This window comes from Streptomyces sp. NPDC051662 (assembly GCF_040681655.1).
In the GTDB taxonomy this organism is placed as follows: domain Bacteria; phylum Actinomycetota; class Actinomycetes; order Streptomycetales; family Streptomycetaceae; genus Streptomyces.
Genome location: NZ_JBFAZD010000011.1, coordinates 166,075 through 189,792 on the forward strand (window position 1 = coordinate 166,075; position 23,718 = coordinate 189,792).

Genomic DNA, 23,718 nt, shown 5'->3' on the forward strand with positions numbered 1-23,718 from the left:
CTCGGGCGCGGCACCTGGGCAGAGACGGTCTGGGCGGTGGGGACGGATCAGGTTTCGGGCGGGACGGGCAGGGGGCCGAGCGGTACGCGAGTCTCGGTGTCCGCGTCCTCCGCGACCGGGCGCAGTACAAGGGCCGCCGCCCCGTCCGCGCCGACCCGGACGCCGACCCGGCAGAGCCCGTCCGGCGCGCCGGCGGGCAGCGTGACGTCCGGCAGCGGCACCGGGCGGCCGTCGGGGCTGACGGCCTCGACCCGCAGCGGGCGCCCGGCCGCCGCGTCGGCGAGCACATCGGCCGGCCGGCCCGCCCGTACGGCGAACACGGTGTCACCGCCCGGCTCCAGGGCCCCGGGCGCGGACAGTTGAAGCTCCTCGGTCCGCAGGCGTCCGGCCGTGCGGCTGTGGGTGCTGATACGGACGGCGTACGGGTAACGGTCACCGGGGTCGGCGAGCCCGGCGGCCACCAGGGCGCCACCGGCCACCGCCGCGTACCCGGGGTCCACCTCCGGGGGCAGCGGAAGCAGCCGGTGGCTCTCGCCCAACTGCTGGACGAGCGGCCGGAGTCGGGCCAGCCCTCCGGCGAGCAGCAGTGGGGGCGGCCCGGCCGCGCCGGGCGGCCCGGCGATCTCGGCCAGGGCCCGGCGTACCGCGTCGACCAGCGGGGCAAGCGACGTCCGTACGATTCCCGCGGTGATGTCCCGGCCGGCCATGCGGTACACGACGGTGTCGTCGAAGGGGTCGGGGCGACTCACCGCCTGGGCCACGGCGAGCCCCAGGCGGCGCCCGCCGGGGTCGTCCAGGCGCGCGGCGGCGAGGTCGCGATGCCCTTCCTCGTCGTCGGACAGACCGGCGGCGGCGAGGAGAGCGGCGTCAAGTTCCGTTCCCAGCAGGCCATGTGGGCCGCGTGCCTCGGCGGTGGCACGGAGGAGTACCGAGGAGCCGGCCCGGGTGCAGCGCGCGGCGTCGACGGCACGGGCCCCGACATCGCACACCAGATACTCCCCGGCGTCGGACGTCCCGCCCGAGGTATGCCGGACCAGGGCGAGCAGGGCATGCGCGGTGCCGATCGCACGGGCCCGTGGACAGCCGTCCGCGGCGAGGGCGGCCGTCGCGGGCCCGGCCCACTCGCGTGCGCCGCGGCGTGGCAGGACCACCACGGCTCCGGCGGGCGGACCGTACCGGGCGAGGTAGGCGCCGTACGCCTCGCGCAGCGCGTCGACGGGCCGGCCGCGCGTGGCGGCGGAGAGCGGCAGTCCCTCGCCCGGCAGGTCACCGGGCAGCGACACCGGGCGCGGCGGCCCGGCGCCGGGCCGTGCGACGGCGAGCCGCGCGTAGCGGGCGCCGATGTCGAGGGCGAGGGTGTGGTCCGGCGTGGGGGTGTGGGCGTGCGTACCGGGGTGGGTATGAGCGTACGGCGAGTTCACGCGCGGTCACCGCCTCGGCGCCGCCGCCAGGGCAGCAGCGATCCCCTGTTCCGGTCGGGCTCGGCGTGGTCGCCGGGTCCCGGGCGGGGCGGTTCGCCGTACGGCCGACCGCCGGAGGACCCCGGTGCCTCCGGCACAAACCCCTGCCGGTCGTGTCCGCCGGGCCCGCCGTGTCCGCCAGGGCCGCCGTATCCGCCGGGTCCGCCGGGTCCGCGAGGTCCGGCCTGGCCGGGTGTCGGTACGGGCGCCGTCGGCTGCCGGCGGGACGGCTTCTGGCGCAGGAGTTTGATCGCGTGCTCGACGCCGTCCCTCATCTCCTCGTGGCCTTCCAGTACCCGCTGCCTGACCAGTTCGCCGAACCGGGGCTGAGCGATGGAGTAATAGAGCAGGTCGCCGAGGAACCGCTGCGGGGAGATCCGGTTGAGGTGCCCGGCCAGTCGATGGACCGAGTCGGCGCGCCCCGCGTGATCGTGGAGCCAGGGTGTGATCGCCTCAAGTACGGCCGAGGGGTACTCGACGGTCTGCTGCGCGCTCCTGGCGTACCGGGAGTGGGGGCTCGCCCGCAAGATGGTGTCGCCCAGCGCCTCGGCACTGGCGGTACGGGTGGCGACGAGCCGGCGGATCTCGACGGTGTGGGCCAGCCACTGGAGGCCGGGGTGGTTCCTCAGGCGCTGCTCCCACCGCGCGGGCATGCCGTCCGTGATCCAGTCCCCGGCCTGTTTCAACAGCTCGGCGATCCGGTCGAGCAGCGGGTCCTCCAGGGTTTCAGGACCGCCCTGGCCCGGGGCCTCCGGAGGGCGGGTCAGCTCCCGCAGAACCCGGTAGGGGACCTGGTCGAGCCGTTCACCGACCAGCCCCGAGGCCAGCGCGGTCTCCCTCCGGCTCCCCAGCCCCAGTTGGGGCACCTCCCGCCGCAGGACGGCGGCGTACTCGGCGGCGGCCTCGCCGTCGTCCGCGATGAGGCGGGACCGCGGCATGCCCCGGCCGACCAGGAGGAGTTGCAACAGATCGGCCCAGGCGGCGTGCTCCCCCGCGAGGCCGGGCCGCTTCGGTACGAGGACATCGATCTGGCGGAGCAGGAGATCCCGGTCCGCGTCGGTGCCGCTCCGCCCCGTCGCGACCTCGTACAGCTCCGGGTGAAGCCAGGAGAGCACGTCCGGATTACGGGCGTGGCAGGCGAGGCGCAGACCGGTGCGCCAGGCCGTCGTGGAGATTCCGGCGAACGCGTCGAGTGCGTCCCGGTCGACCGGGCGGGCCGGGACGGTCGGGCGGGTCGGGACGGTCGGTGGGGCCGGGACGGTGGGGAAAGCCGGGACGGCCGGGAAGGTCGGGTGGGCCGCGGGAGCCGGCGGTCCGCGGTGGATCAGCGCGGCGCCGCGCAGCCAGTCCGGGGCGCTCCGCTCGCTCACCAGGTCCGGCGCGTGCGGCGGCTCGCCCGCCCCGCTGGGCCGGTGCGGCGGCACGCCCGCCGACTCCGGCCGGTGCAGCAGTTCCCGCACCATCCGGTCGTCCAGGGTGTTCCGCCCGGCGTTGAAGTCGAGCCAGGTCAGGGTCAGTTCCGGACGGCGGACCAGGACGTCGCGCACGGCGGCGGCGGTGTCCTCGTCCAGACCCTGCCGCAGGGCGTGCAGGTGCTGACTCCGCGCCAACAGGCCCTCCGGCGTAACGGCCGCCGCGCCCCCGTCGAGATAGCCGGCCAGGACCACGGCGTGGGCCCGCCGGTCCCGGGGCCGCGCCGCTGCCGCCAGATCGAGGACGGCACCCACCCGCTGGAGGGTCTGGCTCTCGACCGGCCAGGAGTTGAGTTCGTCCGCGAGTGCCCGGCCGGCCCGTGCGGACCAGTGCTCCAGAAGCAGGCTCCGGGCCTGCTCGCGCTCCGCCTCGGAGCGACCGCCGGGCAGGGTGCAGAGCGCCAGATGACGGGCCACCGTGGCGGCCTCCCGCTCGGGCAGCTGGACCAACGGGCACAGGCTCAGCAGTCTGGCCACATCGCCCAGTCGGCCGGTGCCCCGGTCGATGTCCCCCACCACCACCGACCGGAGGTCGAGGTCCCGCAGGTGCCGCAGCGCCCGTTCGGCGTCGAGCGGCGTCAGCGGGGCGCGATGGGACAGCAGGTGGGTGAGCAAGGTCTCGATGCCCAACTTCCGTCGAAGCCGCAGCAGCTCCGCCAGATAGGCACGGCCCTCACGCGAGCCGGGTTCCTGCGGCGGCTGCCCGGCGAGTACGGCATGGCACTGGTTTCCCCTGGGACGCAGCGCGAAGGTCAGCCGCAGCTCGTGATCGGCGCCATGACCGGCCCAGGTCGCGGCGGACAGCCAGGCGCGACTCCCGTACGGCAGCAGGGCGCAGATCCCGTCGAGCACGGCGACCCGGGTGACGGCGTTCAGACCGGCGTGCTCGGGGGAGAGGGTGATGACCACATGCCGTCCCTCAAGGAGCAGCGCGGCGGACCGCGCGGCCCACTCGAACCGGATGTCCTGGTCGATGTACCGGGCCAGCTTCGCGACATCGGCGGGGGCCGCGTCGAGAACGAGGTGCGGGGGGTCCTGGGCGTCGTGCGGGCCCATGGCCGGCCACTCCGCGTCCAGCGCGGCGTTGTAGAGCGAGGACCAGGTGAGCCCGGCGCCGCTGGTCGGCCGCCAGTCGAGGAGCAGCAGCCGGGCCGAGTAGCTGATCCGGCCGGTGGCGTCCCGCCCGCCCGACCAGACGGTCTCCACCAGACCTGTTACGGGCCTGCCGGCCTCGGTGCCGCCGAGGAACGCCACCCAGGGCAGCGCGTCGGGGGCATGGGCGCGGTCGGGGCGCGGCGTCTCCGTGGACGCCTCCCAGAAGTACTTCTGGGCGATCCGGGGGTCCACGTTGCCCGCCTGTACGTCGTAGGCCACCTGGCCCGGCGCCTTGCCCTGGAGGGACCAGGCGGCGCGCACCGGGCGCCCGGTCGGCGGCCCGCTCACCTCCGCCGCCCCCACCGGAGCCGGCCGCCGCGCGGCGGCCGGGCGGGTGTGTCCCGCAGACCTTTCTCCAGGGTCATCAGCGGTTCGATGATGTTGATCGGCATCGGCGGAGAGCCGCAGATACGTCCGCCGTCCGGCTCCACATTGACGTAGCTGCGGTAGTCGAACTGGTTGTAGGGGTTGAGCCGGAAGCCGATGGCGGAGCTGGCGTGGTAGGACATCCGGTCCGGGTGGAAGAAGTTGCGGAGGGCGTCACGGACCAGTCGCGCGCTGCCGCCGCGGAAGCTGTCGCACATCCAGTCGAAGAAGCCCGGGGCCTGGTGGTCGGGGACGCGCGGGATGTCGCCCGTCCGCTCCTGGGTGACCCAGCCGGCCCGCAGCGCCGGTTCGAAGACATCCGGGTGGTCGAACTTGGTGATGCACACCGCGACGTGGTGCGGCAGCCGGCCGTTGGCGAGGAGCCGGCCCTCGTCGCGCACCCGGCCGGCGATCTGACTGGCCATCCCGAAGAAGTAGTTGATGCTCGCGGTCTGCTGGTTGGCGTCCAGGAGCGGGTCGAACAGATAGACGAGGCCGCCGCAGTTCGTCAGATGGGTCACGGCCCGGTCGTGCAGCTCCTCGCCGACCTGGTTGGACCTGGGGTTGAACGCCTCCCCGGGGAGGTCGAGCACTTCGAGCGCGAAGGTGATCGGGCGGGCACCGAAACCTCGTGCTCCCTGTATCTCGCCGGAGAACGACCATCTGAGGTCCCGCTGTGCCCGGGTCGCCTGTGGGAACCGCTGCTCCGACACCAGCAGATCCACGCTTTCGTGCAGGAACTCGGTGGAGGAGGGGTCCATGCCCGCGACCACCCAGTTCACCTGGCCGCGGTGCTGGTGCTGCATCGCGGCGATCGGCACGGCGCCCAGGAACGTCGTCTTCCCGGAACCGGAGGCTCCCCACACGCCGATCCTGACACCGGCGGGAGAGGCGCCCCGGAGCTGCGGTACGGGCATCGGTGAGTTGACCTGGTCGGCCACGGAGTGGTTGTCGGGTGCGGCGGGCCGCAGCGGGTCGTACGCGGGCAGGGGAGGCGGGAGGGGAGGCGGTACGGGGGGCGGTACGGCGGCGTCGGGCGCGCCGCCGCGGCCGAGCGGCTGCCAGCTGCGGCTCGCGTCGGAGTTCCCGTTCGGGGAGTGCCCCTCGTCCGGGGAGCGGGCCCCGTCCGCGCCGTCCCCGGAGCCCGGGTCAGGCTGATGCGTGGGTGTCGTCATGGAGTGGGTCAGCTCCTCGGTAGGTCGGATGGGCGTGGGGGCAGCGGCGGTGCGGCGAACGCCAGCGGACAGCCGTCGGTGTCGTGTTCCCGCTCGGCGGTGAAGGCGAGCGCCGCCCGTTCCGCCGAGTCGGTGCCGGGCCGGAAGAGGAGACGGTCCGTGCTCGTCAGGTCCTGCCAGGTTCGGGCGAGGTAGCGGCGCAGCCGGTCCCCGCTGGGCACCCCGGAAGTGGCGGGGGCGGCGAAAGGCTCGGCCCGGACACCGACGCGTACGCCCCGGTGGCGCAGGGTCTCCAGCTGCTCGCGCCAGTCCACGGCGCGCGGACAGCCGGGCACCAGACCGTCCTGTGCGGGCAGCGCCGGTGGCCGGCTGCCGACCACCAGAAGCACCCGGTCGACCCGGTCGACCCGGTCGGCGCGCTGCCCGGCGGCCATTTTGGCCGCGGTCCTGAGCGCGTCCTCCAAGGAGGACGTGAGGGTGTCGCGGGGCCGTATCTCCTGGGGCAGCTCCCGCAGTTGGCGCTGTGCCCGGTCGGGTGGCCCCGGCCGTACGTACGTGATGAGGTCGCGGTCCTGCTGGTGCTCGTTGCGGGGCGCGTGGTGGTAGTAGCCGATCACCGCGACCTGTAGCCCACCGCCCGCGCCGCTGTGGCGCTCCGCGGCGCGGATCAGGTCGCTCGTGAAACCGACGCGCTCGGCGACCTCGGACCGGTCGGCGCCGGACATCTCCACCGCGCAGATGAGCTCCAGGGGCCTGGGCCGGGGAAGGAACCGCGGTACGTGGTGGACCATGGCGTGCAGGCTCTGCCCCCGTTCGGCCGGTGCCTCGGCCAGAGTGTCTCCGCCGTCCGCGCGTACCTCGATCTCGCCTGGACCACGCAGGACGAAGGTGAGGTGCGCGGAGCCGAGCGCGGGCACTTCGGTACGGGGCAGGCCGAGGAGCGCGGGGTGGCGGTCCTCCGGGCGGTAGTGACCGGCGAGCAGCGGCAGTACGACGGGCACGGTCTCGGACGGCGCGGCGGAGCCGCCCGCAGGGGCTCCCGCCTCGGGCGGGCGCCGTAGCACCGGGGGGCCGCCGTACACGGTGACCGAGGCCGTACGGGTCTCACCGGGCGCGAGCCGTAGACCGGCCTCGAACAGGACGCGGTGATGGAGCTCCACCGGAACGTGGTCGCCAGCGCCTGCTCCGGCCCGCGCCAGGAGCAGGGTGTGCGGTTCGCGCAGCGGCACGCCGCGCAGCAGCCGGCGGACCCGGGCCGTGACGGTGGACGCCGTACCCGGACCGGGCGCGGGGTCCGGGGCGCTCTCGGCACCCGTCGCGCAGGCCTCGCGCAGCACGGCGGCGGCCCGGTCGAGAAGAGTCCAGCCGGTGCCACCGCGCAGCAGCACCACCGCGCCGGTACGGACGCCCGTACCCGTACCCCCGCAGGCGCCGGGCACGACAGCGTGCAGCCAGCCGCGCACGGCCCGGTCGAAGTCCAGGCGGTCGACCGGCTCGACGGTGCCCACGCCACCGGCGAGTTGGAAGCGGCGCGTGGCGTCCCCGGGGCCGAGCCCGGGGACCAGCTCGGTCCAGGGAGTCTCGGCGTGCGGGCGCGTGCGGGGCAGCCCGGAGGCGTCGGCGAACGCCCTTACCACGGCCGCCCGTTGGGTGCCGAACTCGACGAACAGCACCTCGGCCGGCTCACCGGCGGTGAGTCCGCGCAGCAGCTCGGCCAGGGCGGGCGGATCGCTGGCCACCGAGGGGCCCGGGGTTCCCGGGGTTCCCACAGGACTGGGCGTTCCCGCAGGACCTGGGTGCGGAATTCCGGCGGGCGCCGGGCGGAGCAGTCCGGCGATCTCCGCCCGCTCGGCCGGGTCGCCCAGCGCACGCCGGGCCGCGTCGAGGTCCCAGGCGTACGCGGCGGCGGCCAGTTCGGCCGCCGCGGCCCGATGGTCCTCCTCGGTCGGGGCCCCAAGAACAGGGTCCCCGCCGAGCAGGAATCCGCACGACCGGCAGTGCCGTTCGCCCTGGTCCGGGTGGAGGCAGGCCGGGCAGCCGTTGCTGGATGTCATATCCGTCCCTTGCCTCCGCTCCGCCGTGATGAGCCCGGGAGGGGTACCCAGCCACACCGGGCTGCGTATTCAACTCCAGCGATTCCAGGAGGAGTTCAAAGGTTCCCCCGCGCTGCCGGACCCATGACTCCAGTCAATCGGACGGTCCGGTCGGGGACTGGTCGGGAGCGGGGTGAATCCTGGCCGGGCCGGTCCACGAGTGCCGCGCGCACCGGCCCGGCCACCACGGGCATCAGCCCGGCCACCACGGGCATCAGCCCGGCCACCGCGCGTATCAGTCCGACCACGGCGGCACGATCGCCGCCTGGAGCGGCGCGAGCAGCCGGTTGGCTTCCGTGACACCGGAGGGCGAGCCGAGATCCGGGATGCCACCGAGCGGCATGCCGTCCAGCGGCTCGTTCCCACAGCTCTCGAAACGGTCGCCGAAGAGCACCAGGGCGCGATGAGGCCGGTTGCGCCGGGACTGCCAGATCAGTCCCATCGCGTCGGGGGCCTGGGTCCGGATCTCGCTCGCCCAGCGCCGTGTCTTCGCGTAGCGCTCCCCCTCGTCCTCAAGCAGCCAGGCGTCCTGGCAGACGGCGGCCAGATCGGTCTCGGTGACCAGGGATACGAGGCTCACCTCGCACCGCGTCCGCACCACGCTCAGCGACTTGGCCCTGACCGCGGCATAGGGGATGAGCCGCATCCTGGATTCCTTGTCGAACTCCATCGAGCGCAGCAGCGTTTCGGCGAGCGCGGTGGTCGGGCTGTCGGCCACGTACAGATAGGGGTACGGGTCGTACGGCGTGCCGTCGAAGCGATTACCGCCGAAGTGCGCGTCCACGCTGACCGTGTTGAACTGCTCGGCGGACCGCTTGGCCGCATGCACCCGCCACAGCTCCGTGCCGGCCGGGAGCACCCGGCGGTGGGGCCGCAGCTCGTACTCGGAAGGGGAGAAGGTGCCGGTCATCCGTCCCCCTCCACCAGCGCCGCGGCGGCGCCGACCAACTGCTGGTCGGGCAGTGCGCCGAGGAGCGAGGCGGGCGGGCCGCCCAGCCAGGTGTTCCCGCTGAGCCACCAGTCGGCGGCGCCCCAGGGATCGGTCTCGGCGAGGAGGATGCGATTGACCTGGAGGACAACTCCGTGCGGAGTGCCGTCATCGGCCGGGAACTGGAAGTCGGGGTAGCGGTCGCCGCGTTCGGGATCCGCCAGCCTGATCAGTTCGAGCGGCGGTGCCGCGCCGGCGAAGCGGGCGCGTGCCTCCTCGGCCGAGAGCGAGGGCGTCCGCAGCAGCCTGCGTCGTACGGCGCCGATGATCACCGCGGTCTCCGGAGCGAGCGAGGGGGCGCCCGCGAGCCGCGTCAGCAGCTCCCGCGCCACCAGCACGGTCGGCGGTCCCGCCGATGCCCCGACGAGGCGGACGGAGTCCAGTGCCTCCTGCACCGGATGGTCGTACGGCAGCGGAAGCAGGGCGAGCCTGACGCCCTGAAGTGCCTTGCCGACCGCTCTGGTGTTGTCCTGTGCCGTGTCGGCGAGTGCCCGCACCCGGGCGAGCAGCAGCTCGTGCTGCTCGTCGTCGAGGCTCTCGCGGATGCTGTCCCGGTGCTCGCCGATCAGGCCGAGCAGTTCCTCGGAGTTCATGCGGTCCTCTCCCGCGGGTTCGCCGGGCCCGGATGGCCCTGGTGGATGAACGGGGCCCAGACCGACAGGCGGTCCAGCCCCGGGCGCCCCAGCTCGCGCAGCAGATCGCCGCTCAGCGAGCCCGGGTTCTTGCGGTGGGGGTCGAGCATCCACAGCTGAGCCGCCCTGAGCGCGTCGACGGGACTCCGCCCCTCGACCGCCACGTAGTGGTGGAACACCGCCATCAGCAGCACCGACGCACCGTCGCGCGTTGTCCACCGCGACCCCACCACGTCTCGCGCACCGGCCGAGACGAACGCCGTCGTCAGGGTCAGGGCCTCATCGTGGTCACGGGTGCTCAGGTCGGTCTGGCAGGCGCTCAGGACCACCAACGGCCCGTCCGAATCGCTCTGTTCACCGGTCCGCCGGTCGAGCAGCCGGGTCACGGTCAGCATCCCCAGATCCGGCTCGGCGCCGGGGCCGCCCTCCTCGGCGGACAGTTCGTCGGTGCGGCCGGGGAACGCGAGATGCAGGGCCGACAGCGTCGGACGCACCCCCGCCGATCCGTGGGAGGCCACATGGAGCAGCGAGGGCGCGTCGGCGAGAAGCGCGACAACCTCGTCGGGCGTTCCCGCCGCCTCCGGCTCCACGGACGGCTCGAAGAACTCTCCGTACACGCGCGCCCGTGGATAGAACGTCTCGCGCAGCGCCGTCACCTCGCGCTCGGCGTGCGTCAGATCCATGCGGGGGTCGGCCACCAGGACCGGGGCGACGGCCGGATCACGCCGTGCGCGCCTCACCGTGCGCAGGAACTGGCCGCCGGACGCCGCGTATGTGATGACCATGGCCTGGCAGGCGTAGTCGTGGGGTGCCTCCGCCGGGAGGCGCGCGGCATGCCAGGGGACGATGCCGAGCCGGCCGCAGGGCACCAGCACGATCCTGGGCGGGCCGTAGCGGTCCGCGCGCCGGCTCCCATCGGCCGCGAGGTGTTCCGTGATGATCTCGAACACCGGGGAGACGGCCTGGTACGCCCAGTCGCACAGCTCGGACAGGGCCTCCTCCCAGACCTGTTCCGCGGCCGGGTCGTGCGCGCGGTCGGAGCGTGCGCCGGCCGCGTCGAGATAGCGCTCCAGCGGGCCGCTCCCGGCCCCGGACAGCAGCGGCAGCCCGCACACGCCGACCCCGATGTCCGCGCCCACGATGATCCCCATGCCCGGGGCCCGACCCTCGCCGGGGAGCAGATAGACGAGCGCGTCCGCCCCGCTCCCGGCGAGCCCGTCCGAGAGTTCTTCCAGCGTGGGCGTGGTGAACAGGCTTCCCTGCCGCCGGTAGCCCAGGGCTTCGAGCGCCCGGCGGCGCAGGGTGCTCGGCAACTCGCCGGGGAGCCCGTCGAGGAGCGCTGCGTCGGACGCGGCGGAGGCGCCAGACGCGTCGGACACGCCGGACGCGAGGGACGCCCGCCACGCTTCGGCCAGCTCGTGGTGCCCGCGCGCCGTGAGGAGTTCGGGTACGGCCCGGGAGGTGGACGCCGTCTGCAGTACCAGGGCGCGGCCCAGCTCCAGGGCGGCCACGGCCTCCTCCACCCGGTTGTGCGAGCCGGCCCAGAGGGCGGTCTGCACGCCTCGGGTGGCACCGGAGCGCGCGGCCAGCAGACCGTGTTCGGGGCCGAGTTGGAGCACGACGTCGGCGGCGAGCGTGACCAGTGACTCCATCGCGGTGGCCGTGGCGGCGCTGTGGTCCGCCGCGTCTCCGCTGACGGACCATCGGATCCAGTACGTCCCCGCCAGCTGCCATACGAGGGAGGCGGCGCCCTGCGGTGCTTGTCCCTGCCGGACGAGCTCGCGGATCCGCTCCAGCGTGGCGATGGCGGCGTCGAGATCCGCGGGGTCGTCGGTGAGGTCGTACCGCGTGAACAGGGACAGCACCGAGCTGTAGAGGTCGTTCACCGAGGTCTGCGGGGAATGGGCGGAGGGGACCGGAACCTGGATCAGATCCGGGTCGCCGGTGAGGGCCGCCCGTGTGGCGGCGATGTCGGTCGAGATCGAGGCGAGTTGTTCTTGGACGAACGCGGGGCTGTCCGCCAACGCCTTCTCCTGGTGCGCGACGCCCCGCAGCATCATGTCCTTGTCGTCGGTGAGCCTGCCGAGGTCGGTGAGAGCGTCGGCGTGGACCATCAGGACCAGGAAGCGGGACGCGCTGCCTCGCGGGACGGCCTCTTCGAGCGCGGCGAGCTCAGCCACGAGGGAGCGGACCGCGTCCGCGTCCTTCGCCCTGTTGGCCTCGTACGCCTGGTCGAGCAGGGTGAACGCGCGCGCCATGTACGAGAATTCGACGGCCGCGGGATGCGTGGACCGGGCGGCGACCCGGTGGAAGTTCTCGGCCACCGTCTTCTTGTACGCGTCGGCGGCCGACTGATCCTGGAGATTGCCGCCGACGCCCTGGCTCATTTGCAGCAGAAGACCGATCTGGGCCTCAAGGAGGATGGCCAGCTCATGGCCCGGCGGCAGCTTCTCGTGCGCGGTGCGCAGCCGCCCGAGGTACTGGTTGTACGTTTCCGAGTCGCCGCTCCGCAGGGCCTCCCAGAGGCCGAAGATGACGGGGAAGACCGCCTCCAGGGCGATGGCGTCGGCGTCGGCATCCGGACCGCCGGAAGCGGGGATCGGGTCCGGCTCCGGCTTCGGCTCCGGGCGTGGCTCCGCCTGCCGTGACGGGCCGGAGTGTCCCGCACCCGCGGTGGAGCCGGGCATCCCCGACACCCCCGACATCATGGCGGCCATCATCCGCAGCTGGTTCGTGTGCGGATAGTCCGGCGGCATCATGTCCGCGAACTGCTCGATATCCCCCGGACCGAGCCGGTTTCCGGAGAGCGCCGAGAGCATGGTGTCCATCTGCCGGAACGGCCCCAGGAGATCCGGTGGCACCGGCAGTCCCGCCGTCTCCGCCAAGAGCGCGCGCATCTCGGCGGTGGCATCGGCCATCTCGCCACCCTTGTGCCGTACCAACCAGTCGACGGCGGCGGAGTGATCGAGCGCCTGCCCGAACGCGCCCCCCATCTCCCGGATGGGCATCACCAGCATGAGCAGATACAGCGCGGCCCACCGCCTGACCTCCTCATCGGTCCCCGCCCCGACGGCCGTCCCCCGGTCCCGCGCGTCCCGCAGCAGCCGGCGCGCACGTTCCCGGTCCTCCGGCGCGCCGTCTCCGGCGACATACCGCGTGGCGAGTACGGCCCCGAGCCATACCGACACGGCACCGCGCAGGGCCGGTTCGTGGTCCAACAGGCCGGTGAGCTGGGTGAGTTCGGCCACCGAGCTGTCGTACGCGTCCGAGGGCGCCACCGTTCCTCCCGAGACCGGGATCAGCCGCCTGGCCCGCTCCGTGGCGTCCCTCACCCAGGCGCGCAGCCCCTGGACGCCCCCGCTCTCCTCGTCGTTCACGTGCCTCCTCCGAATCCGCCGTCCATCTCCGGTGCGTCAACTTCCTTGTGGGACAGCCATGATGACGAGGACTCAGATCTCCTGGGACCGGTTCTGGTCAATGCCCGGAATCCGCTCCGGACGCGCCCAGATCTGCCCGCATCGTCCGCCGCATCTCCCGCAGCCGCTCCCACAGCGCGTCGATGTCGGCCTGCGCGGCGGCCGGTGAGTCGTCGGGGCGCGGGACACCGTCGTCCAGCCGTCTGAGCCTGCCGTACACCGTCCCGAGCCCGTGGCTGACCTCGGCCGTGATGCCGAGGACAGGCTCCGGCATCCGCATCTGGGCCTCCGCGTACACGTCACGGTGCAGATCGCGGGCCTCGATGAGCCGTTGCCGCGCGGGCCGCCGGTCGTCATCGCGGCCCAGCGCGTGCAACTGGTCCGTGAGGGCGGCCAGATACTGCCGGGCGGCGGTGTTGAGCGCCACATACCCCGAGCGCCGCTCCTCGGCCTCGATACGCCGCTCCCGCAGCCGCTCGGTGCGCTCCTGCTCGCGCTGCCGGCCGCGGTCCGCCGCGCGCTGGGTCAGCAGCGCGGACAGGAGTGTTCCGACGACCCCGACGACCGCGACCGCGGGGGCGGTCACGCTAGCGGCGTCCACGTGGCCTCGATCCGTATGCCGTCACGCTGCCAGCGAAGCACCGGATCCCCTCGTGGGTGAAGGGCTGTCCCGGGGAACGCCCAGTGTTCGACCGGCCCTCGACCAGGCGACGTCAGCCCCCGTCACCGCCCTCCCCTCGGCGCCCCCGTCACCGCCTCCCCTCACCCGCCCCCTCCGTCACCTGTACTCACCGTCAGTTCACCGATCCCCGATCGCCTTCAGCAGCGGCCAGCCACACGCGGTGTGTAGAGCGGCCAGCCGGTTGTGGTGCCGGTCCCGTCGCCGGTCCCGTCGGCGTACGAGACCGGCGGGACCTTGAGCACGAGCACGACCGCGAGCGCGCCCGCGAGAAGGGGCCTGAGGAGGGGCGCGAGGGCATGTGTACGCGAGAGACTCACGGACCGACGGTAGGAACATCGGTACGGTGCGGGTGCGCACGGCGCGCGTGGTGAACGGCTGAACGGCCGAACAGGCTGATGGGAGCAGAGGACATGTCGTATCCGGAGCCCCGCTACACCGGTGACCAGGGCGAGATCAATGTGGTCCTCCGGCCCGCCGACACCCCGGCCGACGTGCGGTCACCGTCCGGCGGGCAGACCCATTTCGTGGCGTCCTCGCAGTCCACCGGGGGCGAGTTCGGGCTGTACCGGGTGGACATGGCCCCGCACGGCGGCGGGCCGGGCCCGCACTTCCACAAGACGATCTCGGAGTCCTTCTACGTACTCGACGGGACGGTACGGCTCTACACGGGGGAGGGCTGGATCGACGCGGAGAAGGGCGACTTCCTGTACGTGCCGCCGGGCGGTCTGCACGGATTCGCCAACGACGCGGACGAACCGGCGTCGATCCTGATCCTGTTTGCGCCGGGGGCGCCCCGGGAGGAGTACTTCGAGCAGGTCTCCACGGTGGGCCGGATGACGGAGGAGGAACGGACCGCCTTCTACCTCAGGCATGACACCTACTGGGCGGACTGACCGCCGGCCCCGGCCGTCCCGGCCGCCGGCGCGAGGCCGGTCTTCGCGCCCGCGCCGCACAGCGGTACGACGACGGAGGGAACGGCCCGGCCGGCTCCGTCCGCCCGGTGGTCCTCGTCGGCCCGGTCGCGTACCGCCGCCCAGCAGGCCGCGGCCGTGGACTCCACGAAGAGCCCCCGGGAGGCCAGATCGAGCTGGGCGGCGCGTAGTTGATCCTCGGTCACGGTACGGAAGGTGCCCCCGGAGGCCCGTACGGCCCGCAGGATCTGCCGGGCGCGCGGCGGGTTCGGGATGGCGATGCCCTCGGCCAGGGTCGGCGTGCTCTCGGCCGGCGCGTCCAGTTCCTCGGCGCCCGCGCGGAAGGCGGTCGCCAGCGGTGAGACCGCCTCGGCCTGGACGGCGATCAGCGTGGGGCGCGCGTCGATGAGCCCGTGCGCGGAGAGTTCGGCGATCGCCAGCGCCGCGCCCAGGAGCAGGGTGCCATTGCCGACGGGTACGACGATCGTCTCCGGGAGGCGTCCGCCGAGGTCCTCCCACAGCTCGTAGACATAGGTCTTGGTGCCGTGCGGGAAGTACGGGTTGTGGACATGGCTCGCGTAGAACGTGCCCGGCTCGTCGGCGGCGGCGCGGGCGGCCCGCGCGGTGGCCTCACGGTCGCCCGGGACGCGTTCGAGGCGCGCGCCGTGGGCCCGGATCTGCTCGGTCTTCTTGGCCGAGGTGGCCTCCGGCACGTACACCGTGCAGGGCAGCCCGGCCCTCGCGCAGTACGCCGCGATCGCCGTGCCCGCGTTGCCGCTGCTGTCGGCGATCACCCGCTCGGGGCCGAGCCGCCGTGCCAGTTCGGCGAGCATCACCGCGCCGCGGTCCTTGAAGGAGAGCGTCGGCATCAGGAAGTCGAGCTTGGCGTGGACGGACGAGGTCAGCGGGACGAGCGGGGTACGGCCCTCGCCGAGCGTCGTGACCGGCGCGGAGAGCGGCAGCGCCTCCTCGTACCGCCAGAGCGAATCGACCCGGGAGGAAAGGGACTTCAGGGGTACGGGTGACGCCTCGAAGTCCAGGTCCCAGGGGCCCCGGCAGACGGGGCAGCACCAGACGAGCGAATCGACGGGTGAGCGGGTCCCGTCGGCCGGGCAGACGTACATCGCGGTCATGACCGCCAGCATCGCAGTTTCACGGCGCGCACGGCGCGCGGAGGGTACGCGGGGTGCGGGGCGCATCGCGCTTGCTCCGTGGCGCGCGGCTGTGCCCGGTGGTGCGCCCGGTTCGGGACCGGGTCGCCCGGGGGCGTACCAGCGGTAAGTGCCTGCTTAAACGCAAGTCATCACTTCGAGTGAAACTCTGGCCCACGCTTGCGGTGATCAACCGACGGTTGCCACGCTGTTGCTGTCTGTCAACCTGATGGGAGTGGCCCGTGGCCTTCGGTGAGCAGCCCGCCTATCTCCGCGTTGCGAGCGATCTACGCGAGAAGATCGCCAATGGCGCACTGCCGCCGCATACCCGACTGCCCTCGCAGGCCCGTATCCGGGAGGAGTACGGCGTCTCGGACACGGTCGCGCTGGAGGCGCGCAAAGTGCTGATGGCCGAGGGGCTGGTCGAGGGCCGCTCCGGATCCGGTACGTACGTCCGCGAGCGCCCCGTCCCCCGCCGGATCGCCCGGTCCGGGTACCGGCCGCCGTCCGGCTCCAGTCCGTTCCGTCAGGAGCAGGCGGCGACGGGCGCGCGGGGCACCTGGGAGTCCCGCAGCGAGCAGGACAAGGCCGGGCCGGAGGTCGCCGCCCGGCTGGGGATCGAGCCGGGCGACCGCGTGATGCGTACGCGCTATGTCTTCCGGGAAGCGGGCGAGCCGATGATGCTCTCCACCTCCTGGGAGCCCCTGGCGGTCACGGGGCGTACGCCGGTGATGCTGCCCGAGGAGGGGCCGCTCGGCGGCTGCGGGGTGGTCGAGCGGATGGCGGCCATCGACATCGTCGTGGACAACGTGCTGGAGGAGGTCGGCGCGCGCCCCGGGCTGGCGGAGGAGCTGATGGCGCTCGGGGGGGTGCCGGGCCATGTCGTGATGGTCCTGGAGCGGACGTACTACGCGTCGGGGAGGGCCGTGGAGACCGCGGAGGTCGTCGTCCCCGCGGACCGGTACCGCATCGCGTACCACCTTTCCGTCAAGTGACCGACAGCCCGGCGCGCGCGGGGAGTTGACGGCCGCGTACAGTCGGTCCCCGCCCCTGGTTTTCGGCGTTTTCTTGGCCGGATGCGTATCTCTTTGTACAAACACGTATCCGCTCTGTGAAGGTCAGGCGTAGGCTCCGGCATATGCGGAATGCGGTTTCCTGTGGATCTTCGGAGAGATGCAGGTCGGCGGCGGGAGGAGCGCGATGAACGACGGCGGAGCCATGCTCCCGTGGCTCGTCATACGGGAGGACGACAACGGCAACCGCTATCGCGTCGGCAGATATGCCACCCAGGACGAGGCACAGAAGATAGTCGAGAGCCTCGACGGCCGCGGACAGCAGCGGATCTACTGGGTGGAGCGCGTCAGCCAGACCACGGGCTAGACAAGGACGTTACGTCCCTGGTCGAGCGCGCGTTACGCTCCGGCGCATGAGTGATCGTGTGGTGGTGGCGGGCGCCGTGTACGACCGGGGGCGGCTGCTGGCCGCCCGGCGCAGCGCGCCCCCCGAGCTGGCGGGCCGTTGGGAGCTCCCCGGCGGCAAGCTGGAGCCGGGGGAGACGCCCGAACAGGCGCTGGTGCGCGAGTTGCGGGAAGAACTCGGCGTGGAGACCGAGCCGGTGGACCGGATCCCCGGTGAGTGGCCGCTCAAGCCGGGCTATGTTCTCCAGGTATGGACGGCCCGGCTGCTCTCCGGCGAGGCCCGGCCGCTGGAGGACCACGACGAACTCCGCTGGCTGGGACCGGACGAGATCCATACGGTGGACTGGCTCGACCAGGACCTGCCGGCCGTGGCCGAGGCGGCCCGCCGACTGCCCGTCGCGTCCGCGCCGCCCCGTCCGACCCCCTGAACTGGTCGTGGCCCGGGGCGCGGAGAGTGTGCGGGACGTGCGCGAGACGTGCGCGGCGGTGTGATGAGCGGTACGCCATGTGCGCAGGGGACCTAGTCCGTTTGTGCCGGTGAACCTCCGCTGTGGCGGTGGCCCTGACGGTAGCCGCGATGGATATCGGGTATGTGCTGATTAACCCCCCTAAAAGGGACGCGGGTCTGCCGTCGGTCTGGGGAAGTGATCGGCTTGATCGACACAGAGGGTGGCGCATGCGCCGAATGGACCTTCCCTGCCGAACTCAATGCCGTACGCGCCGCCCGCCACGCCGTCCGTGACACGCTCCATGCCTGGCGTCTGCCGCAGTCGGTCGGCGATATGGCAGTCCTGCTGGTGAGCGAGCTGGTGACCAATTCCCTGCGCTACACCTCGGGCCCGATCGGCGTCCTGGTCGCCGTCCGCCCCGTCGAGCCGGGACCGGGAGACCCGGGCGGCCCCGACGGCGCCGGGAGCACCCCCGTCACGGAGCGTGCCGCGCTGCTGGTGGAGGTCTCCGACCCGCTGCCCGATCTCCCCACCGAACGTCCCGCCGGTCCCGACGACGAGGGAGGTCGGGGACTCCAGCTTCTGGCCGTCTCGGCCCGGCGTTGGGGCACGCGCCGGGGGAAGACTGGTAAGACCGTGTGGTTCGAGCTGCCCCTCCCTGGTTAGAAGTCAGAAAGGGAGAACGATCACAGCGGACTCGGCTCAAAAAGAACGAGACCGTGCTGTGATCGTGAACGCCGTGTCGGCTGGGGCCGTAGTGCTGAATACTGCGGGCATGGCCGGTCCGGTGCGTGAGCTGGAGGGGACGGTCGCGTGAGCGAGATATCCGGGGCGGCGGGCGACGTCGTATGGCAGAGCAGTCCGCCCGGCTCGATCTATGACTACATCAAGGTCGCTTCGTTCTCGATCGGCCCGGACGGGCTGGTCGACCAGTGGAGCGACCGGGCCACCGAGCTGTTCGGGGTCGCTGCCGACGAGGTCAGGGGCCGTGACCCGGTCGAGGTGTTCATGCCCGCCGGCCAGCGGTCGCGAGGGCATCGCAAGGTCGAGGAGATCCTCGACGGCAAGGAGTGGACCGGTCTCGTCCCGTTCCGTGCACAGGGCACCGATGGGCAGGACGGGCTCGCCGAGGTCTATGTGATGCCGAGCGAGACGGAGCGTGGCGAACGCGCCGCGCTCTGTATCGTCGTCGACGTCAGAGCGCTGCGCCGGATCGAAACCGACCTCGCCTCCTCGCAGGCCATTTTCGGCCAATCTCCCTTTGGCTTCCTGCTGTTCGACACCCAGCTCAAGGTGCAGCGCGCCAACCAGCGTTTCGCCACGGTCTTCGGCGGCCGGGCCAACGACCACCGCGGCCGTACGGTCCACGACTATCTCTCCCGCCCCGAGGCCGAGCGGATGACCGCCGCCCTGCAACGCGTCCTGAGGACCGGGGAGTCCGTCACCGACCTCCAGATCGTGGGCACCCGGCCGGGCGACGCGGAGCGCCGGCACTGGTCGGTCAACCTCTATCGCGTCCACAGCGGCTCCGGCCGCTCCATCGGGGTCGCCGGGGTCGGCACCGATGTCACGCGCCGTCATATAGCCGCCAGGGAGGCCGCGAGCGCCCGCCGCAACCTCGCCATCCTCAACGAGGCCAGCGCCCGGATCGGCAACTCCCTGGATCTGGAGACCACCGCGCGCGAACTGCTCGGCGTGGCCGTCCCCGGCTTCTGCGACCTCGCGTCCGTCGACCTCTACCAGAGCCTGCTCACCGGCGAGGAGGCGCCGCCGGGACGCTGGGGCTCCTCGCGGGCCGACTCCGGCGGCAGCAGTGCCCGGCTGCGCCGGGTCGCCTTCGCCAGCGCCGTCTCCGACGTACCGCTGACCGGGCCGGGCGGTGAGGGCGACGGATATGTCCCGCCGGAGGTCGGTGCCGTCCACCGGTTCCCGTTCAGCTCGCTCAGCGCGAACGCGCTGCGCACCGGCCGCGTGCAGACCATCCCCGGCGAGGCCGGCAGTCTCGTACAGTCCACGTTCGCCGTACCGATGGTCGCCCACGACAGCGTCATCGGGCTCGTCCAGTTCTCCCGTACGAAGGGCAGCGAGCCGTTCGGCGAGCGGGACCGGGCGCTCGCCGTCGAACTGGCCGCACGCGCCGCGGTCTGTATCGACAACGCCCGCCTCTACCGGCGGGAACACGAACGCGCGCTGATCCTCCAGCGCAGCCTGCTCCCGCCCGGTGACCCGGAGGCCGCGGGGCTGGACATCGCCTGCCGCTATCTGCCCGGCAACACGGCCACGGAAGTGGGCGGCGACTGGTTCGACGTCATCGAACTGCCCGGCCACCGCACCGCGCTGGTCGTCGGCGATGTCATGGGGCGCGGCCTGCGGGCCGCCGTCGCCATGGGGGAGCTGCGCACGGCCGTACGCACGCTGGCGCTGCTCGATCTGGAGCCCGCCGAAGTGCTCTCCGCGCTGGACGAGATCGCCCGGGGACTCGGCTCGCCCAGCGGCGCCCAGCAGGCCTCGCGCGTCGCCCACAAATCGCGCGACGCGGACCTCGCCGAGGTCTATCTCGCCACCTGTGTGTACGCCGTCTACGACCCGGTCACCCGGCGCTGCACCTTCGCCAACGCCGGTCATCTGCCGCCCGTCCTGGTCGAACCCGGCGAGGACGCGCTGATGCTGGACGTGCCGCCCGGGATGCCACTCGGCGTGGGCGGTGAACCGTTCGAGCAAGTGGAGGTCGATGTCACGGAGGGCGCGCTGCTCGCGCTCTACACGGACGGGCTGGTCGAGTCCAGGGACCAGCCGCTGGACGAGGGCCTGGGCGCCTTCCGCGCGGCCCTCGCCCATCCGTCCCGTCCGCTGGAGGACGTCTGCGACCACGTACTGAACACGCTCGACACCCGGCACGGCGAGGACGACATCGCCCTTCTGATGGCCCGTATCCAGGGGCTGCCGGCCGAGGCGGTCGGGGACTGGCGGCTGCCCCGCGAGCCGCGCTCGGTGGGAAGGGCCAGGGAACTGGCCCGTACCCAGCTGCTCGCCTGGGATCTCGAACCGCTGGTGGACACCGTGGAACTGCTCGTCAGCGAGCTGGTCACCAACGCCATGCGCTACGGCGAGGGCGAGATCCGGCTACGGCTGCTGCTCGACCGAACCCTCGTCTGCGAGGTGTGGGACGCGGGGCTGGTGCAGCCGCGGCGGCGGCGGGCCCGCGACACCGACGAGGGCGGCCGGGGTCTCCAGCTCGTCGGGCTGCTGAGCGCGGCGTGGGGTTCGCGCCGGACGCCGCGCGGCAAGACGGTCTGGTTCGAACTGGCCCTGCCCGACGGTGACTCGTCGGCCGAGCCGACCGTCGAGCAGCTGCTGAGCATGTTCTGACGCCGGGCCCGGAGACCGGCCCCGGCCCCCGGGCGGCGCGTCCAGGGCCCGGTCCCGTCAGCCGCTCTTCAGGGCCGCCAGCCGCGCCTCGACCTCCGCGCGGTCACCGACGCTGTCCAACTGCTCGAACTGGGCGTCCAGCGACGAGGCGGCCAGCTCTTGCTTGCCCATCGCCCTGGCCTCCTCGCGCCGCACCTTGTCCTCGAACCGGCCGAGATCGCTGGTCGGGTCCAGGACGTTGATGTTCTTGACGGCGTCCATCATCCGGTTCTGCGCCTGGGCGGACTTGGACCGTGCCACCAGCTCGTCGCGCTTCGCCTTCAGCTCGTTCAGCTTCACCTTCATCCGTTCCAGACCGGCCTTGAGCTTGTCCACGACCTCCGTCTGGGAGGCGATCGCGGGCTCCGCGGTCCTCGCCTCCTTCTCGGACTGGAGCTGCCGCTCCAGCGCGACCTTGGCGAGGTTGTCGAAGGTGTCCGCGTCCGCGGCGTGCCCCGCCGAGCGCAGCTCGTCCGCCTTCTTGCTGGCCGCGAGCGCCTTCTCGCCCCACTCCCGGCCCGCGGCCACATCCTCGGTGTGGTCCTGCTCCAGCAGGCGCAGATTGCCGATGGTGCCGGCCACCGCCTCCTCCGCCTCGGCGATGTTGTTGGTGTAGTCGCGGATCAACTGGTCCAGCAGCTTCCGCGGATCCTCCGCCTGGTCCAGCAGGGCGTTGATATTGGCCTTCGCCAGCTGGCTGACCCGGCCGAGGATGGTCTGCTTGGTCATGGCTCTTCTCCTTGTGGGGAATTCCTGTGAGGAAGGTGATCCGGGAAAGGTGAGGACGTCAGAACCGGCCGCCGCCGCCCATCCGGCCGCGCGTACCCCCGCCACCGAAGCTGCCGGGGCCGCCGCCGCCCCGATAGCCCCCGCCACCCCGGTAACCCCCGCCGAACCCCCCGCCTCCACCGAGGCCGCCGCCGAACAGGCCGCCCAGGAGGATCCCGCCGAGCACGGCGCCTCCGAGCCCGCCTCCCGTTCCCTGGACACCGCCGCCGCCGTACCGGCTCCCGAACGACCTGACGTCCTGTTCGGCGAGGTCCTGCGCCGTCCGCGCCAGCGCGTCCGCCTGCTGCGCCTCGGCCAGCGCGCCCTGCGCGTCGCCCGACACCGACGCGGCGTGGGCCAGTTCCAGCCGTCGCTGCGCCTCCATCAGCCGGGTACGCGCCTGGCTGCCGACCGCTCCGCGATGTGTGCCGATGTAGTCGGCGGCGGCGCCGATCGCCGAGCGTGCCGTGAGCATCGCCTGATCGAGGAGCGTGCCGGCCCGGCGGCTGCCCACCTCGCGCTCGCGCGCCCCGGTCAGCGCCTCGTCGAGGACCGCGTCCGCCTCCTCGACCCGGCGCAGCGCGTCGATCGGGTCGTACCGTCCGGAGTCCAGCTCGCGCCGTACACCGGAGACCACCGCCTCGGCGCGGCCGATGCGGCCCTGGAGGTCGGCCGTGGGCATCCCCTGCGTCGTGCCCTTCAGCAGACCGCGCGCGTCGGCGAGATCCGTCTCCGTCTCCGTCAGCGCGCCGGAGAGCTTCCCGGCCGCCTCCGTCAGCTCCTGCGCGCGCCGTTCGACCGTCTCGACGAGCGTGGCCGTCTGGCCGACGGCCGCCTCCGCCGCCCGCACATGCACCGCCGCCCTGCCGTTGTCGCCCGCGTCGGTGAGACCGCGCGCCTCCTCCAGAGCGGTGGACGCGAAGACGAGCCGGTCCTCGGCCTGCGCGACGCTGTCCGCGACGGGCGCGGAGGCCGAGTCGGCATACCGCTCGCGCATCGCGGCGAGCGTGTCCCGCGCCGTCGCGACCCGCCCGTTCAGCTCGCGGAAGGTGGCCCCGACCGTCTCGACGGCCTGCGGCGCGTTCCGTTCCAGCGCCCTGAGCCGGTCGAAGCCCTCGGACTCGGCGTCCAGCCGGCTGTTGGCCTCCGCACAGCGGGCGATGATCTCGTTCAGCATCCGGCGGCGGGTCGGGTCGTCCTCCGGGAAGGCGTCGTCGAGTTGCTGGCGCAGCCGGAAGGCGAGCGTCAGCTGCCCCTTCGCGAAGGCCACGGCGTCGGTGAACGGCGCCGCCGCCTCCTCGCCGAACTGCGCCGTCGCGAAGCCCAGTTCCTCCTGACTGGTACGCAGCGCGTCGTCCGTCTCGACAAGGGCCTGCTTCGCCTGGCTGTCGAGCTCGGGCAGCGGAGTCGGCGCGGGCCCCTCCGTTCCGCCGGAGGAGCCCCAGCCCTGCCGTCCGCCCCGCGGTGTCGTACGGGCCGCCATCCGCCGCTTGCGTTTGGCGAAGGTGTACGCCCCGATGAGCGCCGCCCCGAGCACCACGATGACGGGCAGCACGAGATTGGTCGCCGCGCCTCCGTCGGCCGCCGGACCGCCCGGGTCCGCCACACCGGGTGTGATGGCGGGCGTGGGCACCGGCCGGCCCGCGAGCACCGCGTCGAATCCGTCGGCGGCGCCGATCGCCGCGGCCGACCAGTCGTTCTGCCGTAGCGCCGGCTCGACGGCGGTGCGCGCGACCGTGGCGAGCTGGTCGTGGGTGAGGGGCGAGTCGATGTCCGCGGAGTAGGCGTACTGCCGGTCGTGGGTCGCGACCGCCAGCAGCAGGTCGTCACGGCCGAGCCCGTTGCGGGTGGCGGTGGTGTCGGCCCAGCTCTGTGGCGAATGCCCGGAGAAGTCACGTACGTACACGACGAAGAGCTGTACCCGCTGGTCCTTGTAGAGCCGGTCGAGAGCCCGGCTCACGGCGGTCCGCTGACCGCCGAGCGCCCCCACCTTGTCGGTGATCTGCCCCTGCCGGTCGAGGGGGATCGGCTGCTCCGCGGCTGCCCGCTGAGCCGTGGGTACGACGAGCCACCACGCCATGACCAGCGCGGCCAGCAGGGTCCGGGCGGTTATGGGCGTCCGAGGGCGACGTACGAGTGGCATCACATTTGGGAGGTTATGTCCGGTAAAGGGT

The 23,718-nt window shown here is 72.9% G+C and carries 18 protein-coding genes; 6 read left to right on the forward strand and 12 right to left on the reverse strand.

What is annotated here, in order from left to right; translation table 11 throughout:
* Window positions 1–47 precede the first annotated feature (47 nt).
* The 9 genes from AB0M67_RS20335 to AB0M67_RS20375 all read right to left on the reverse strand — a co-directional run bounded on the left by AB0M67_RS20335 (window position 48) and on the right by AB0M67_RS20375 (window position 13,756).
* On the reverse strand, window positions 48–1,421 hold the full coding sequence (locus tag AB0M67_RS20335; protein ID WP_365747262.1) for a hypothetical protein: 1,374 nt from the start codon (window positions 1,419–1,421) through the stop codon (window positions 48–50).
* Window positions 1,418–4,375, reverse strand: a complete 2,958-nt coding sequence (locus AB0M67_RS20340; RefSeq protein WP_365747264.1) for a hypothetical protein — start codon at window positions 4,373–4,375, stop codon at window positions 1,418–1,420. The genes AB0M67_RS20335 and AB0M67_RS20340 overlap by 4 nt, the downstream gene beginning before the upstream one ends.
* Complete coding sequence (locus tag AB0M67_RS20345; protein ID WP_365747266.1) at window positions 4,372–5,628, reverse strand: hypothetical protein; 1,257 nt, start codon at window positions 5,626–5,628, stop codon at window positions 4,372–4,374. The genes AB0M67_RS20340 and AB0M67_RS20345 overlap by 4 nt, the downstream gene beginning before the upstream one ends.
* A gap of 8 nt (window positions 5,629–5,636) precedes the next feature.
* Entirely contained in the window at window positions 5,637–7,682 is a 2,046-nt protein-coding gene (locus AB0M67_RS20350) for a hypothetical protein (RefSeq protein ID WP_365747268.1), read from the reverse strand.
* A 274-nt stretch (window positions 7,683–7,956) separates the two neighbouring features.
* Complete coding sequence (locus tag AB0M67_RS20355) at window positions 7,957–8,631, reverse strand: RES family NAD+ phosphorylase (protein ID WP_365747270.1); 675 nt, start codon at window positions 8,629–8,631, stop codon at window positions 7,957–7,959.
* Entirely contained in the window at window positions 8,628–9,302 is a 675-nt protein-coding gene (locus tag AB0M67_RS20360; protein ID WP_365747272.1) for a hypothetical protein, read from the reverse strand. The genes AB0M67_RS20355 and AB0M67_RS20360 overlap by 4 nt, the downstream gene beginning before the upstream one ends.
* Window positions 9,299–12,718 (reverse strand): CHAT domain-containing protein, encoded by a 3,420-nt coding sequence (locus tag AB0M67_RS20365; protein ID WP_365747274.1) that lies wholly within the window; start codon window positions 12,716–12,718, stop codon window positions 9,299–9,301. The genes AB0M67_RS20360 and AB0M67_RS20365 overlap by 4 nt, the downstream gene beginning before the upstream one ends.
* A 97-nt stretch (window positions 12,719–12,815) precedes the next feature.
* Window positions 12,816–13,343, reverse strand: a complete 528-nt coding sequence (locus tag AB0M67_RS20370; RefSeq protein ID WP_365747276.1) for a hypothetical protein — start codon at window positions 13,341–13,343, stop codon at window positions 12,816–12,818.
* A 233-nt stretch (window positions 13,344–13,576) separates the two neighbouring features.
* Entirely contained in the window at window positions 13,577–13,756 is a 180-nt protein-coding gene (locus tag AB0M67_RS20375) for a hypothetical protein (protein ID WP_365747278.1), read from the reverse strand.
* 93 nt (window positions 13,757–13,849) lie between these two features.
* Between AB0M67_RS20375 and AB0M67_RS20380 the strand changes: the two genes are divergently transcribed.
* Complete coding sequence (locus tag AB0M67_RS20380; protein WP_365747280.1) at window positions 13,850–14,332, forward strand: cupin domain-containing protein; 483 nt, start codon at window positions 13,850–13,852, stop codon at window positions 14,330–14,332.
* Here the strand turns inward: AB0M67_RS20380 and AB0M67_RS20385 are convergent.
* Window positions 14,317–15,483 carry a threonine synthase gene (locus AB0M67_RS20385; RefSeq protein WP_365747282.1) on the reverse strand — a complete coding sequence of 389 codons (1,167 nt, stop codon included), beginning with the start codon at window positions 15,481–15,483 and terminating at the stop codon, window positions 14,317–14,319. The two genes, AB0M67_RS20380 and AB0M67_RS20385, sit on opposite strands and share 16 nt — an antisense overlap.
* A gap of 260 nt (window positions 15,484–15,743) precedes the next feature.
* Here AB0M67_RS20385 and AB0M67_RS20390 point away from each other — a divergent pair, with 260 nt between their 5' ends.
* The 5 genes from AB0M67_RS20390 (at window position 15,744) to AB0M67_RS20410 (ending at window position 20,737) form a co-directional block, all read left to right on the forward strand.
* Window positions 15,744–16,496 carry a GntR family transcriptional regulator gene (locus AB0M67_RS20390; RefSeq protein ID WP_365747284.1) on the forward strand — a complete coding sequence of 251 codons (753 nt, stop codon included), beginning with the start codon at window positions 15,744–15,746 and terminating at the stop codon, window positions 16,494–16,496.
* A gap of 205 nt (window positions 16,497–16,701) precedes the next feature.
* Complete coding sequence (locus tag AB0M67_RS20395; RefSeq protein ID WP_030352958.1) at window positions 16,702–16,881, forward strand: hypothetical protein; 180 nt, start codon at window positions 16,702–16,704, stop codon at window positions 16,879–16,881.
* A gap of 46 nt (window positions 16,882–16,927) precedes the next feature.
* Window positions 16,928–17,347 (forward strand): (deoxy)nucleoside triphosphate pyrophosphohydrolase, encoded by a 420-nt coding sequence (locus AB0M67_RS20400; protein ID WP_365747286.1) that lies wholly within the window; start codon window positions 16,928–16,930, stop codon window positions 17,345–17,347.
* Between the two features lie 216 nt (window positions 17,348–17,563).
* Window positions 17,564–18,034, forward strand: coding sequence for an ATP-binding protein (locus AB0M67_RS20405; RefSeq protein ID WP_365747288.1), 471 nt, complete (start codon window positions 17,564–17,566; stop codon window positions 18,032–18,034).
* Window positions 18,035–18,181: 147 nt separating this feature from the next.
* Window positions 18,182–20,737, forward strand: a complete 2,556-nt coding sequence (locus AB0M67_RS20410; RefSeq protein ID WP_365747290.1) for a SpoIIE family protein phosphatase — start codon at window positions 18,182–18,184, stop codon at window positions 20,735–20,737.
* Window positions 20,738–20,794: 57 nt separating this feature from the next.
* Here the strand turns inward: AB0M67_RS20410 and AB0M67_RS20415 are convergent, their stop codons facing one another.
* Window positions 20,795–21,505 (reverse strand): PspA/IM30 family protein, encoded by a 711-nt coding sequence (locus tag AB0M67_RS20415; RefSeq protein ID WP_365747291.1) that lies wholly within the window; start codon window positions 21,503–21,505, stop codon window positions 20,795–20,797.
* A gap of 58 nt (window positions 21,506–21,563) precedes the next feature.
* Entirely contained in the window at window positions 21,564–23,687 is a 2,124-nt protein-coding gene (locus AB0M67_RS20420) for a TPM domain-containing protein (RefSeq protein ID WP_365747293.1), read from the reverse strand.
* Between the last annotated feature and the right edge of the window lie 31 nt (window positions 23,688–23,718).

What these genes read in the sequence shown, in the direction of transcription:
- AB0M67_RS20415 (WP_365747291.1), bottom strand. Translation starts at nt 21,505, where the DNA reads ATGACCAAGCAGACCATCCTCGGCCGGGTCAGCCAGCTGGCGAAGGCC.
- AB0M67_RS20350 (WP_365747268.1), bottom strand. Translation starts at nt 7,682, where the DNA reads ATGACATCCAGCAACGGCTGCCCGGCCTGCCTCCACCCGGACCAGGGC.
- AB0M67_RS20355 (WP_365747270.1), bottom strand. Translation starts at nt 8,631, where the DNA reads ATGACCGGCACCTTCTCCCCTTCCGAGTACGAGCTGCGGCCCCACCGC.
- AB0M67_RS20400 (WP_365747286.1), top strand. Translation starts at nt 16,928, where the DNA reads ATGAGTGATCGTGTGGTGGTGGCGGGCGCCGTGTACGACCGGGGGCGG.
- AB0M67_RS20380 (WP_365747280.1), top strand. Translation starts at nt 13,850, where the DNA reads ATGTCGTATCCGGAGCCCCGCTACACCGGTGACCAGGGCGAGATCAAT.
- AB0M67_RS20345 (WP_365747266.1), bottom strand. Translation starts at nt 5,628, where the DNA reads ATGACGACACCCACGCATCAGCCTGACCCGGGCTCCGGGGACGGCGCG.
- AB0M67_RS20385 (WP_365747282.1), bottom strand. Translation starts at nt 15,483, where the DNA reads ATGACCGCGATGTACGTCTGCCCGGCCGACGGGACCCGCTCACCCGTC.
- AB0M67_RS20360 (WP_365747272.1), bottom strand. Translation starts at nt 9,302, where the DNA reads ATGAACTCCGAGGAACTGCTCGGCCTGATCGGCGAGCACCGGGACAGC.
- AB0M67_RS20395 (WP_030352958.1), top strand. Translation starts at nt 16,702, where the DNA reads ATGAACGACGGCGGAGCCATGCTCCCGTGGCTCGTCATACGGGAGGAC.
- AB0M67_RS20420 (WP_365747293.1), bottom strand. Translation starts at nt 23,687, where the DNA reads ATGCCACTCGTACGTCGCCCTCGGACGCCCATAACCGCCCGGACCCTG.